Source organism: Streptomyces sp. NPDC088812, from assembly GCF_044750285.1.
Lineage (GTDB): Bacteria > Actinomycetota > Actinomycetes > Streptomycetales > Streptomycetaceae > Streptomyces.
In genome coordinates this window covers 348,700-361,551 of record NZ_JBIVJP010000003.1, presented here as the reverse complement: position 1 = coordinate 361,551, position 12,852 = coordinate 348,700, and the positions used below count along the sequence as shown (strand labels likewise).

Annotated in this window: 10 protein-coding genes and 1 pseudogene; 3 read left to right on the top strand and 8 right to left on the bottom strand. The window is 71.4% G+C overall.

Annotation, left to right across the window (positions count from 1 at the left end):
• Window positions 1–175 precede the first annotated feature (175 nt).
• The 5 genes from mmsA to iolC are packed head-to-tail and all read right to left on the bottom strand — an operon-like array spanning window position 176 to window position 6,413.
• Window positions 176–1,678 carry a CoA-acylating methylmalonate-semialdehyde dehydrogenase gene (gene mmsA / locus ACIP67_RS07785; RefSeq protein WP_401688926.1) on the bottom strand — a complete coding sequence of 501 codons (1,503 nt, stop codon included), beginning with the start codon at window positions 1,676–1,678 and terminating at the stop codon, window positions 176–178.
• Window positions 1,679–1,692: 14 nt separating this feature from the next.
• A complete protein-coding gene (iolD, locus tag ACIP67_RS07780; RefSeq protein WP_401688923.1) occupies window positions 1,693–3,570 on the bottom strand; it encodes a 3D-(3,5/4)-trihydroxycyclohexane-1,2-dione acylhydrolase (decyclizing) in 1,878 nt (625 codons plus the stop codon).
• Window positions 3,567–4,565, bottom strand: a complete 999-nt coding sequence (gene iolB, locus ACIP67_RS07775) for a 5-deoxy-glucuronate isomerase (RefSeq protein ID WP_401688920.1) — start codon at window positions 4,563–4,565, stop codon at window positions 3,567–3,569. The genes iolD and iolB overlap by 4 nt, the downstream gene beginning before the upstream one ends.
• A 10-nt stretch (window positions 4,566–4,575) precedes the next feature.
• Complete coding sequence (locus ACIP67_RS07770; RefSeq protein WP_401688917.1) at window positions 4,576–5,466, bottom strand: deoxyribose-phosphate aldolase; 891 nt, start codon at window positions 5,464–5,466, stop codon at window positions 4,576–4,578.
• Window positions 5,463–6,413, bottom strand: a complete 951-nt coding sequence (gene iolC, locus ACIP67_RS07765) for a 5-dehydro-2-deoxygluconokinase (RefSeq protein ID WP_401688914.1) — start codon at window positions 6,411–6,413, stop codon at window positions 5,463–5,465. Before iolC ends, ACIP67_RS07770 begins: the two co-directional genes overlap by 4 nt.
• A gap of 164 nt (window positions 6,414–6,577) precedes the next feature.
• Here iolC and ACIP67_RS07760 point away from each other — a divergent pair, with 164 nt between their 5' ends.
• From ACIP67_RS07760 to ACIP67_RS07750, 3 genes and pseudogenes are all read left to right on the top strand, one after another.
• The gene (locus tag ACIP67_RS07760; RefSeq protein ID WP_401688911.1) at window positions 6,578–7,495 is read left to right on the top strand and encodes a sugar phosphate isomerase/epimerase family protein; all 918 of its coding nucleotides are present in this window, start codon (window positions 6,578–6,580) and stop codon (window positions 7,493–7,495) included.
• 179 nt (window positions 7,496–7,674) lie between these two features.
• A complete protein-coding gene (locus ACIP67_RS07755) occupies window positions 7,675–7,875 on the top strand; it encodes a MerR family DNA-binding transcriptional regulator (RefSeq protein WP_401688908.1) in 201 nt (66 codons plus the stop codon).
• A gap of 575 nt (window positions 7,876–8,450) precedes the next feature.
• Window positions 8,451–9,224: pseudogene (locus ACIP67_RS07750) on the top strand (helix-turn-helix transcriptional regulator); the annotation flags it as partial.
• A 61-nt stretch (window positions 9,225–9,285) separates the two neighbouring features.
• On the opposite strand, the gene ACIP67_RS07745 reads toward ACIP67_RS07750, so the two are convergent.
• From ACIP67_RS07745 to ACIP67_RS07735, 3 genes are read right to left on the bottom strand one after another with little or no spacing between them, the layout of a single operon-like run.
• Window positions 9,286–10,848: an FAD-binding oxidoreductase gene (locus ACIP67_RS07745; protein ID WP_401688905.1), complete on the bottom strand. Its 1,563-nt coding sequence runs from the start codon at window positions 10,846–10,848 to the stop codon at window positions 9,286–9,288.
• The gene (locus tag ACIP67_RS07740; protein ID WP_401688902.1) at window positions 10,841–12,109 is read right to left on the bottom strand and encodes an MFS transporter; all 1,269 of its coding nucleotides are present in this window, start codon (window positions 12,107–12,109) and stop codon (window positions 10,841–10,843) included. Before ACIP67_RS07740 ends, ACIP67_RS07745 begins: the two co-directional genes overlap by 8 nt.
• On the bottom strand, window positions 12,106–12,831 hold the full coding sequence (locus ACIP67_RS07735; protein ID WP_401688899.1) for an SDR family oxidoreductase: 726 nt from the start codon (window positions 12,829–12,831) through the stop codon (window positions 12,106–12,108). The genes ACIP67_RS07740 and ACIP67_RS07735 overlap by 4 nt, the downstream gene beginning before the upstream one ends.
• Between the last annotated feature and the right edge of the window lie 21 nt (window positions 12,832–12,852).

The window sequence follows — 12,852 nt, the reverse complement described above, 5'->3', positions numbered from 1 at the left end:
TCCGAAAAAGGTGCGGCCGTCCGGCAGGCGGACGTGTCGGTGGGGGCTGCTGGAGTCCGGCCGCTCGGACCGGCGACCGCACCGAGCGGGTCCAGGAGCTGACCGGCAGCACGCGGTGAACACGTCGGCGCCCTGCCCCCGTGGAGGGGCCGGGCGCCGACGGACCCGGTGGTCCTCAGTGGTTGCGCGGGAATCCCAGGTCCACGCCCGCCGGGGCCTCGGCAGGGTCCGGCCAGCGGGTGGTGACGACCTTGCCGCGGGTGTAGAAGTGCGTGCCGTCGTTGCCGTAGATGTGGTGGTCGCCGAAGAGGGAGTCCTTCCAGCCGCCGAAGCTGTGGTAGCCGACGGGGACCGGGATCGGGACGTTCACGCCGACCATGCCCGCCTCGACCTCCAGCTGGAAGCGGCGGGCGGCGCCGCCGTCCCGGGTGAAGATCGCGGTGCCGTTGCCGAAGGGGGAGGTGTTGATGAGCGCCACGCCCTCCTCGTAGGTGTCCGCGCGCAGCACGCACAGCACCGGACCGAAGATCTCGTCCTGGTAGGCCTTGGCCGACGTGGGCACCTTGTCCAGCAGCGAGATGCCGATCCAGTGGCCGTCCTCGAAGCCGTCGACCGTGTGGCCGGTGCCGTCGAGGACCACCTCGGCGCCCTCGGCCGCCGCGCCCGTGACGTAGGAGGCGACCTTGTCGCGGTGGGCGGCGGTGATCAGCGGGCCCATCTCGGAGGCCGGGTCGTTGCCGGGGCCGATCTTGATCTTCTCGGCGCGCTCGCGGATCTTCTCCACCAGCTCGTCGCCGATCGAACCGACCGCGACCACGGCCGAGATGGCCATGCAGCGCTCGCCCGCCGAGCCGTAGGCGGCGGACACGGCGGCGTCCGCTGCCGCGTCCAGGTCGGCGTCCGGGAGGACCAGCATGTGGTTCTTGGCCCCGCCCAGGGCCTGGACCCGCTTGCCGTGCGCGGAGGCGGTGGCGTGGATGTGGCGGGCGATCGGGGTGGAGCCGACGAAGGAGACGGCCTTGACGTCCGGGTGCTCCAGGAGGCGGTCGACGGCCACCTTGTCACCGTGGACGACGTTGAAGACGCCGTCGGGCAGACCGGCCTCGGCCAGCAGTTCGGCGAGCCGCACCGACGCCGACGGGTCCTTCTCGGACGGCTTCAGCACGAAGGTGTTGCCGGTCGCGATGGCGATCGGGAACATCCACATCGGGACCATCGCCGGAAAGTTGAACGGCGTGATGCCCGCGACGACACCGAGCGGCTGGCGGATCGACGCCACGTCCACGCGGCTCGCGACCTGCGTGGACAGCTCGCCCTTCAGCTGCACGCTGATGCCGCAGGCCAGGTCGACGATCTCCAGGCCGCGGGCAACCTCGCCGAGCGCGTCGGAGTGCACCTTGCCGTGCTCGGCGGTGATCAGCCCGGCGATGTCGTCACGGTGGGCGTCGAGCAGCGCGCGGAACCGGAACAGGATCGAGGTGCGCTGGGCCAGCGAGGACTGGCCCCAGGCCGCGAAGGCGTCCTTGGCGGCCGCGACCGCCGCGTCGACCTCGTCGACCGAGGCGAACGCGACCTTCGTGGTGACCGCGCCGGTCGCCGGGTCGGTGACCGGCCCGAACGTTCCCGACGCGCCCTCGACGGTCTTGCCGCCGATCCAGTGGTTGACGATCTTCGTCATGCCCAGTTGCTCCTTCACAGATGGCGGCGTCGGGTGGAGACGTGCCGTTCGTACAGCTCACGGGCCTTGACCGCCGACGGGCGGGTCGCGGTCTCGGCCACGGGTACATCCCACCAGGCCTGTGCCTCGGGCGCGCCCGACACTGTGTCTGCCGTTCGGGTCTCGACGTAGACACATGTGGGGGTGTCGGCCGTCCGGGCCTCGGCGAGGGCCGCGCGCAGGTCGCGCACGGTCCGGGCGCGCAGCACGCGCATCCCGAGGCTGGCGGCGTTGGCGGCCAGGTCGACGGGGAGGGGGGCGCCCGTGAAGGTGCCGTCGTCGGCCCGGTGGCGGTAGGCGGTGCCGTAGCGTTCGCCGCCGGTCTCCTCCGACAGCCCGCCGATGGAGGCGTACCCGTGGTTCTGCACGAGGACGACCTTGATCGCGATGCCCTCCTGCACGGCCGTGACGATCTCCGTCGGCATCATCAGGTACGTGCCGTCGCCGACCAGCGCCCACACCGGCCGGTCGGGCGCCGCCAGCTTCACCCCGAGCGCGGCCGGGATCTCGTAGCCCATGCAGGAGTAGCCGTACTCCAGGTGGTACTGGTCCCGCGAGCGCGTCCGCCACAGTTTGTGCAGGTCGCCGGGGAGCGAGCCGGCCGCGTTGACGATGACGTCCGTCTCGTCGACGATCGCGTCCAGCGCGCCCAGCACCTGCGGCTGGGTGGGGGGTACGTCGACCTCGTCGGCCTCGTAGCAGGCGTCGACGCGCTGCTCCCAGCGCTCCTTGCCGTCGGTGTACTCGGCGACGTAGGCGTCCGCGACGCGGTGGGCGTGGAGTTCGAGGGCCTGCGTCAGCTCCGTCAGGCCGCTGCGGGCGTCCGCGACGAGCGGGAGGCCGGCCATCTTGTGAGCGTCGTGGGCGGCGATGTTGAGGTTGAGGAAACGGACGCCCTCGCCGGCGAACAGGGTGTGGGAGGCGGTGGTGAAGTCGGTGTACCGGGTGCCGACGCCGATCACCAGGTCGGCGGTGCGGGCCAGTTCGTCGGCGGTCGCGGTGCCGGTGTGGCCGACGCCGCCGACGTCCTGGGGGTGGTCGTGGCGCAGGGAGCCCTTGCCGGCCTGGGTGGAGGCGACCGGGACGCCGGTGGCCTCGGCGAACTCGGCGAGGGCCGCCTCGGCGCGGCTGTGGTGGACGCCGCCGCCCGCCACGACCAGGGGCCGCCGGGCCGCCCGGATCGCCCGGACCGCCTCGGCGAGCTCGGCCGGGTCGGCGCCCGGCCGGCGGACGGCCCAGGTGCGCTCGGCGAAGAACGCCTCGGGCCAGTCGTACGCCTCGGCCTGGACGTCCTGCGGCAGCGCCAGGGTCACCGCGCCCGTCTCCACGGGGTCCGTCAGCACGCGCATCGCCTGGAGCGCGGCCGGGACGAGCGCCTCGGGGCGGGTGACGCGGTCGAAGTACTTCGAGACCGGGCGCAGGGTGTCGTTGACGGACACGTCACCGGCGTAAGGGAGCTCCAGCTGCTGGAGCACCGGGTCGGCCGGGCGGGTGGCGAAGACGTCGCCGGGGAGGAGGAGGACCGGGAGGTGGTTGATCGTGGCGAGGGCAGCACCGGTGACCAGGTTCGTCGCGCCGGGGCCGATCGACGTCGTCACCGCGTGGGTGGACAGGCGGTTCGACTGGCGGGCGTAGCCGACGGCCGCGTGGACCATCGACTGCTCGTTGCGGCCCTGGTGGTACGGCATGACGTCGGCGTACTCGACGAGCGCCTGGCCGAGGCCGGCGACGTTGCCGTGGCCGAAGATGCCCCAGGTCGCGCCGATCAGCCGCTGCCGTACGCCGTCGCGTTCGGTGTACTGGGCGGCGAGGAAGCGCACCAGCGCCTGGGCCACGGTGAGCCTCGTGGTCATCGGTAACCCCCTGTGCTTTCGACGTGGTCCGGGTGGAAGCAGATCCGCCACTCCCGTGTCCCGCCGGGCCCCGCCATGACGTTCAGGTAGTACATGGTGTGGCCGGGCTGGGCGATCGACGGGCCGTGCCATCCGTCGGGGACGAGGACGGCGTCGCCGGAGCGGACCTCGGCGAGGACGTCGGATCCGCCCGCACGGGAGGGGGACACGCGCTGGTAGCCGAACCCGTTCGGCCCGTCGATCTCGAAGTAGTAGATCTCCTCGAGCTCCGACTCCTCGCCGGGCCGGTGCTCGTCGTGCTTGTGCGGCGGGTACGAGGACCAGTTCCCGCCGGGGGTGACGACCTCGACGGCGATCAGCTTGTCGCAGTCGAAGGCGTCGGCGGAGGCGAAGTTGCGCACCAGGCGGGCGCAGGTGCCGCTGCCGCGTTCCTCGACGGGTACCTCCGGCGCGGGGCCGTAGCGGGCGGGGAGTCGTCGCTCGCACTTCGCTCCTGCCAGGGCGAAGCGGCCTCCCGCGCCGGAGGCGATCTGTGCCCGGGCGTCCCGGGGAACGTACGCGAAGTCGGTGACCGCCGCGAAAACGCTCTCCCTGCCCAGGAGTTGGAACTCTTCATCAGCCGTTCGCACGGTACATGCGCCTTCCAGCGGAAGCACGATCCACTCGCTGTCCCCGGCGGTGAGGGTGTGCGTGCCGCCGGGCGCCAGCTCGACGACGCGCAGACTGCTGTGGGTCCAGCCGGCCCGCTCCGGGCCGATGTCGAGGACGTGCTGCGCGTCGGCGGTGGCGCCGCGCGGGACGTACAGGTCGTGGTCCGCGGGGCGCTGCGGCTCGGTGGCCGGCGGGCGGTGGTGCGGCTCGGTGGCCGACGGGCGCTGCGGCTCGGTGCGCGACGGGCGCTGCGGCTCGGTGGCCGACGGGCGGTGGTGCGGCTCGGTGCCCGACGGGCGCTGCGGCTCGGTGCGCGACGGGCGCTGCGGCTCGGTGTGTGTCATGCGGCGGCCCTCACAGCAGTCCTACGGCGGTGTCGACGGCGGCGGCCACGTCCCCGTCCGCCGGGTACAGCAGCGAACGGCCGACCACCAGGCCGCGGACGGTGGGCAGGCGCAGCGCGCCCCGCCACTTCTCGTACGCGCCGGCCTGGTCCTCGGCGGAGCCCCCGACCTCGCCGCCCAGCAGGACCGCCGGCAGGGTGGAGGTCTCCATGACCTCGGCCATGTCGTCGGGGTTGTCGGTGACCGGCACCTTGAGCCAGGTGTAGGCGGAGGTGCCGCCGAGGCCGGAGGCGATGGCGATGGACCGGGTGACGGCCTCGGCGGACAGGTCGTTGCGGAGCCCGCCGTCGGGGGCGCGGCGGGAGATGAACGGCTCGACGAAGACGGGGAGCCGGCGTGCGGCCATGCCGTCGATCGCGCGGGCGGTGGACTCCAGGGTGGTGAGGGAGCCCGTGTCGTCGTAGTCGATGCGCAGGAGCAGTTTGCCCGCGTCGAAGCCGAGCCGTTCGATGTCCTCGGCGCGGTGGCCGGTGAAGCGGTCGTCGAGTTCGAAGCGGGCGCCCTGGAGGCCGCCGCGGTTCATCGAGCCCATGACGACCTTGCCGTCGAGGGCGCCGAGCAGAAGCAGGTCGTCGAGGATGTCGGCGGTGGCGAGGACGCCGTCGACGCCGGGCCGGGACAGCGCCAGGCAGAGGCGTTCGAGCAGGTCGGCGCGGTTGGCCATGGCCAGGGAGCGGCCGCCGGCGCCGAGCGCGCCGCGGGCGGGGTGGTCGGCGGCGACGATCATCAGTCGGCCGCTCGTGCCCAGCAGGGGCCGTCGGGTGCGGCGGGCGGCGGCCTCGGCGATCGCCTCGGGGTGGTGGGTGCGGGTGTGCACGAGTTCCGCGACGTCGACGCTCACCGCACGGCTCCCGCCGTGAGCGCCGCCTCGATCTCGTCGGGGGTCGGCATGGCCGAGGAGCACTCCAGGCGGGAGGCGACGATGGCGCCGGCGGCGTTGGCGTACCGCATGACCGTCTCCAGGTCGCGGCCCGCGAGGAGGCCGTGGCAGAGGGCGCCGCCGAAGGCGTCCCCGGCGCCGAGGCCGTTGAGGACGGTCACCGGGAGCGGGGGGACCTCGGCGTGTTCGCCCGCGCGGCTGACGGCCAGGACGCCCTGGGGCCCCTGTTTGACGACGGCGATGTCGACGCCCGCGTCGAGGAGGGCGCGGGCGGCGGCGTGCGGTTCGCGCACGCCGGTGGCGACCTCCACCTCGTCGAGGTTGCCGACGGCGACGGTGGCGTGTTTCAGGGCCTCGGCGTAGAAGGGGCGGGCCGCGTCCGGGTCGGTCCAGAACATGGGCCGCCAGTCGAGGTCGAAGACGGTGGTGCCGGCCTTGGCACGGTGGGCGAGGGCCGCCAGCGTCGCCGTGCGGCTCGGTTCCTGGCTCAGGCCGGTGCCCGTCACCCAGAAGACGCGGGCGTCGCGGACGGCGTCGAGGTCGAGGTCGTGGGCGTCGATCTCCAGGTCGGGCGCCTTGGGCTGCCGGTAGAAGTACAGCGGGAAGTCGTCCGGCGGGAAGACCTCGCAGAAGGTGACCGGGGTCGGCAGGCCGGGGACGGGGGTGACCCAGCGGTCGTCGACGCCGAAGTCGCGCAGGGCCTGGTGCAGATAGGTGCCGAACGGGTCGTCACCGGTACGGGTGATCACCGCGGTGCGCCGGCCGAGGCGGGCGGCGGCGACGGCGACATTGGTCGCGGACCCGCCGAGGAACTTCCCGAAGGACGTGACCTGCGGCAGCGGGACCCCCGTCTGCAGCGGATAGAGGTCCACTCCGATCCGCCCCATGGTGATCAGGTCGTACGCCATCGAGATCCCTTCGTGTCGGCTGCACGCCTTCGCGCCTGCCGGGCGTGCCGCCGTACCGGCTCCTCACGGCTTTGTAGTCCCCCGCGGTGGACCCTGTCAATGCTTTGTCCGGACATTCGGACCAGCGCTTGACACCCTTTCGGGGAGACCGCACGCTGACGCCCATGACGTCGTTGTCACCTCAGCCCCCACTGTCCCGTATCCGGATCGGCTCGGCCCCCGACAGCTGGGGCGTCTGGTTCCCCGACGACCCGCGGCAGGTGCCCTGGCGGCGTTTCCTCGACGAGGTGGCGCTCTCCGGCTACGAGTGGATCGAACTGGGCCCCTACGGGTACCTGCCGACCGACCCGGCCGTCCTCACCGAGGAGACGACGAGGCGCGGACTGAAGGTGTCCGCGGGCACGGTCTTCACCGGGCTGCACCACGGCGCGGCGGTCTGGGACCGGACCTGGGCGCACGTCGCCGACAACGCGGCCCTGGCCCAGGCGGTGGGCGCCTCCCACCTGGTGGTCATCCCCTCCTTCTGGCGGGACGACAAGACCGGCGAGGTGCTCGAGCCGGACACGCTCACGCCCGAGCAGTGGCGCGACCTCACCTCGCTCACCGAACGGCTGGGGCGGGAGGTGCGCGAGCGGTACGGCCTGCGGATCGTCGTCCACCCACACGCCGACACCCACATCGACAGCGAGGAGAACGTCGCCCGCTTCCTGGACGGCACGGACTCCGGCTCGGTGTCGCTCTGCCTCGACACCGGGCACTACGCGTACTGCGGCGGCGACAGCGTCAAGCTGATCGAGACCTACGGGGAACGCATCGGCTACCTGCACCTCAAGCAGGTGGACCCGGAGATCCTGGCGGACGTGCGGGCGAAGGGGACCCCGTTCGGGCCCGCGGTCGCCCAGGGCGTGATGTGCGAACCGCCGTCCGGGGTGCCGGAGCTGGGCCCGGTACTGGAGGCCGCGCGGAAGCTGGACGTCGACCTGTTCGCGATCGTCGAGCAGGACATGTACCCGTGCGAGCCGGACCGGCCCCTGCCGATCGCCCAGCGGACCCGGGCCTTCCTGCGGTCCTGCGGGGCGTGACACGTCCGTCACGGACGTCACGGATGCGCGAGCCCGACGTCACGTTCCGTCAACAAGCGCCTCCGGAAGGTCACGTCCGGGTCGTCCGCCGGGCAAGGGACCGGATGATCACCAGCGTGACGCCGGGCTCCCCCGGACGGCCTCCCGGCCGCCGCCCGGCCACACGGGGAGGTACATCCATGCCCGACCGACGGCTCTGGTCCTACAAGGAGATCGCGGCGCACATCAACGTGCAGCCGGACACCGTGCGCTCCTACCGCAAGCACGGGCTGCTGCCCCCGCCCGACCGCGTCGAGGGCGGCAGACGCTACTGGTACGTCGACACCGTCCTCGCCTGGGTCGCCTCCCGCCCCGGCAACCGCGGCCGCGGGACGGGCTGACCGGGCCGGGCCGACGGCGCCCACCGGAGCATGGCCGTGGCAGCGATGTCACGTGCGATCCCATCGGCACCGGGGTCCCGATCAGGGCTTCCACGACCGGACCAATGCCGTCCAGACTGGGGGTGGTCCGGTCTGTGGTGGGCGTCCTCTTGCCAGAGGCGTGCGGCGGCGGCCATCACCGCCGGGCACGTCAACACCGCCGCCGGACGCCGAGCCCACGCCGAACGCCATCGCACCCTTTGCCGCTACGGCATCACATGATCAACCGGACACCCGAGGAAGACGCCGGAGCCCTGGCCGGCGAACGGCTCGGGTGCCGGTCCCCGTGTGCGTAAAATCTTGTCTCAGATCTCGAACATGAATCTCGCTCCGCGAGAATCGAAGATGTCGGGAGCGTTAAGACGGAGTTCCACCGGGCGGCAAGTCAAAAATCTTCCAAAAGAGCCCGCAAAAGTGGAATGCCTACTGGGCGTCGCGATCCGTGTCCATTGCACCCACGTAATGACTGAAGGATGTAGGGTCGGGGTGCCCCGTTGCAATCCGATGGGGAGGATGATGCTGAGGGGGAGCGCATTATGACAATCACCGAACAGCAAAGAAAAGAGCTCGCCGCCTTCCTTCGTAACCGACGCGAACGGGTTGCGCCGGAGGCTGTCGGTATCAAGAACTCGTACGGGCGCCGCCGTACGCCGGGCCTGCGCAGAGAGGAGCTCGCCCAGCTCGCCGGGGTGAGTGTGACGTGGTATACATGGCTCGAACAGGCCCGCAGGATCAGAGTGTCGAGCCAGGTCCTGAACGGTCTCGCGCGGGCCTTGCAGCTCAATACGACGGAGACCGGGCATCTGTTCCGACTGGCCGGTGAGTTACCGCCGGCGGGGCGGGCGCCCTGCTCTCGGGAGCATATTCCGGAGCAGTATCTGACCTTCCTCGAATTCCAGGATCCACTGCCCGCCTTCATCGTGAATCACCGGTTCGATGTACTGGCCTGGAATCAGGGATTCTGCGCACTGTTTCCCTATTTCGAATCCTTGGGGCACAGTCGTCGCAACACTCTCTTGATGATGTTCGACGAGCAGGCCCGGGAAATGTACCCGAACTGGGAGCAGGACGCCCTTGAAGCGGTGGCACTTTTCCGCGCGCAGGCCGCCGATCAACTCGCCCATCCCGCATACGCGAGGATGATCGAAGACCTACAGGTCGAGCACCCGGAATTCCAGGAACTGTGGGAGCGGCTCGACCTCGCTCCGTCCGTGCCGTCCGTACGCTGCTTCGACCACCCGACTCTGGGGCGGATTGAACTCGGTTATGTGAAGCTGCGGCTCGCGGGTGTGGACGCCACCCTCGTCGTCTACCAGCCCGTTCTGGACAGCCGGCTGATCGACCGCTTCCGCGATCTGGTCGAGGAGCGGATCAGGGTGCGGTTCCGTTCGGCCGGAGGCAGTCGGACGCCCGTACCGACAGAGCGTGCCGGAAGACATTCCGCGGATCCCATACGGCCTTGGCCCGCTGGAGTCGGGGGTAATTCCCTTTGAAGTACAGCGTGTGCCAGGGAACGCCTGAGGTATTCCAGCGCGGATCGGCCAGATCCACGTCCGGATAGTTGATGTACGAGCCGTCGGTACGTGCGTCGGAGACGGGCACTCCGCCTGTCTCCGAGTAGAGATCCCGGTAAAGTTCCCGGATTCTGCGGATGTGCCGCTCGTCGTCGGCGGGATCGGTCCAATACGTGCCGAGATAGCTCTTGAGGACCGAATCCCGTTGGGCGACGGCGGTCGCCGTGGGGTCCACGGTGTTGACCTTCCGGCCGTAGGAGAACAGCACCACCGTTGTATGACCGTCGTAGTCCGGGTCGGAGAGACGCCGAAAGAGCAGCTCGGTCTCCGCGGCCGAATACGGCCGGCGCAGATAGGCGCCCTTGCTCTTGGAGCGTGTCAGCTCTCCTCGGTTCTCCACGTCCCGCTGGGTGGCCCTCAGCCAGGGCATGCCCGTGCAGGTGATCCGGCACGGGGTCCGTACGCCGCTGCCTATGGCAGCGATGTACTCCTCGAGCCGGTCGTGTGCGTCGGGAGCCGAGCCGTCCAGCTGCGCGCTGAGAGTGATCCGGCCGACCGCGTGCTGGTTGAGGTACAACGCGCTGTACAGACTCTCGTACGTCGGGTCCGTGCCGTCCTCCGTGCTGTGCCAGTCGCCATGGTTGCGGACGAGCCTGGCGAAGTCCCGCTCGCTCAGCGACTCCCAGGGCCACTCCGCGGAAGCGAAGAGAACCGTCTTCGGAGGCCGGGGCAGCACATCCCGCGGGGCGTCCGATTCCGCTTCCGGGGAGCGGAACCAATAGCGCGTGACCACTCCGAAGTTGCCGCCACCCGCGCCGGTGTGCGCCCACCACAGATCGTGGTGCGGGTCGGAGGGGGACCGGGAGGCGACCACGGTGCGGGCCTCACCCGAGCCGTCGGCGACGACGACCTCCACCGCCTCCAAGTGGTCCACGATCAGCCCGTGTCGTCGGCACAGCGCGCCGAAGCCTCCGCCCTGGACATAGCCGCCGAGCCCGACCGAGGGGCAGGTGCCGCCGGGCAGGGCCACGCCCCAGTTCAGGTACAGGGAGCGGTAGACGGAGCCGAGCAGCGCGCCCGCGCCGATGCCGAAAGCCGCCCGGCCTTCGTCGTACGTCACGTCGTCGAGCTCGGACAGGTCGACGAGGGTGCGCACCGCCGGGTCGTCCACCAGGCCCTCCAGGCCGTGGCCACCGCCGCGTACCGCCAGCCGCGACCCTCCGTGGACGGCGGCCGTGACAGCCCGGCGTACCTCTTCGGCGGTACGCGGCACATGGACCCGGTCCGGCCGGCCGGTGAAGCGCGTGTTGCGTGACCGCGTGGTGAGGGAGGGGTAGCGGGGGTCGGCGGGGGTGATCGCCGACACGCCCTGTGCCGGGATGCCGGGCACAACGAAGACGGAATCGGATGTGTCAGTCATCGGTGGCGGCCGTCGCCTTTCGTGAGGTCACTGCGCGGCGCACCGCCGCGTGGCCGAGGAGCAGGAGCAGGGCGCAGGCGCCCGCGGCACAGCCGAGCAGGGCGGTGTCCGGCCAGCCGCCGTGCGCCCAGAGGGGACCCGTCAGCGCGGAGCCCGCTGCACCGCCGAGGAAGTAGCAGGTCATGTAGACGGTCGTGACGCGGCTGCGCATCTCGTCGTCGACCTGGGCGAAGACCGTCGTCTGGTTGGAGATGTGCGCGGCCTGGACCGCGAAGTCGATCAGGAGAATCGCCGCGCCGAGCATGAGCGGTGAAGAGGACAGGACCGACACCACGGCGAACGACACGGCGATGAGCGCGAACGCGGCGGCAGTGACGGCCCGTTGACGTCCCCGGTCGGCGAACCGGCCCGCCAGGTTGGCGCCGAGGGCACCACCCGCACCGAGCAGCCCCATCGCGCCGATCGCGGCGGAGCCGTAGTGGTAGGGCCCCTGGATCAGGCGGAGCGGCACGGCGGTCCACAGCACGGTGAAGGCGGCGAACCCCAGGGCGCCGTACAGGCAGCGCTCCACGATCACCGGCCGTGCCCGGACCAGGGAGAACAGCGAGCCGATGAGCCGGCCGTACCCGCGCGCGGTCAGGGGCGTTCCGGCGGGCTGCGGGGGCAGGATGCGGCGCAGCATCAGGCCCACCCCGAGCATCAGGGCCGCCGCACCCCAGAACACGGCCCGCCAGTCGACGAGGTCGGCCACCACTCCGGCGAAGGTCCGGCACAGCAGCGCGCCGAGGATGACGCCGGTCATCACGGTGCCCACCACCTGCCCGCGCCGTTCGGGCGGTGCCATGCCCGCGGCCTGCGGCACGATCACCATGGCGGCGACGCTCACCAGGCCGAGCAGGAAGAACAGGCCGACGAGGAGCCCGCCGTCGGCCCAGGGAATCACCGCGAGCACCGCGGCCGCCGTGGTCACCAGGACGGTGAGCAGCCGTCTGCGGTCGACGGCGTCGCCCAGCGGTACCAGCGCGAACAGGCCGAGGGCGTAACCGAACTGGGTGGCCGAGACGGAGGAGGTGAGCGAGCCGGGCGTGCGGTGCAGCGAGGCCGCGAGCTCGGGCAGGATCGGCTGGAGATAGTACAGGTTGGCCACGCACAGACCGCAGGCGGCCGCGAGCAGCAGCACGGTGATCCGGCCGACCCGCGGCCGCGGCGGCGCGGCAGGCCCCGCGAGGCCCGTCGCGCCGCCGTGCGCCGCCTCGCTCACAGCGTGCCGCCGCCATCGACGTGCAGCACCGCGCCGGTCACGAAGGTGTTCTCCAGCAGGTGGAGCACCGTCGCCGCGACGTCGTCGGGCTGTCCGACGCGGCCCACCGGGGTGCTCTGCGCGGTCTGTTCGAACAGGCCCGCGCGGGCCTCCTCGGGCAGGAAGGACCAGAGCGGGGTGTCGATCAGACCGCCGACGACGACGTTGACGCGCACCGGGGCGAGTTCGACGGCGAGGGAGCGGCCCATGCCGCCGATGCCCGCGTTGGCTGCGGCGGTCGCGCTCATGTCGGCGTACGACTTGAAGCCGGCCGCACCGGCGATCAGCACGATCGAGCCCTGGCCCGAGATCTTCTTGCCGGCGTGCCGAACACTCAGCAGCTGGCCGACGATCTTGGTGTCGAGGGCGGCGCGTACCGAGTCGAGGGACACGTCGTAGACGGAGCCGACGGCCATGTCGCCGGGGCAGACGACGAGGTGGTCGAGGGAGTCGATGTCCGCGAAGAAGGCGGCGACGCTCTCCTCGTCGGTCACGTCCACGACACCGGTGGTGATGCCGTCGATCTCCTTGGCGGTCTGCTCCAGCTTGTCCTGGGAGCGGGAGCCGACGACGACCTGGGCACCCGCGGCGGCGGCCTGCCGGGCCACCGCCTTGCCGATGCCGGACGAGCCGCCGATCACCACGACACGGGCGCCGGAGAGGGAAGAGGGGGAAGCGGACAAGGTTGTCTCCTGGTGACGAGC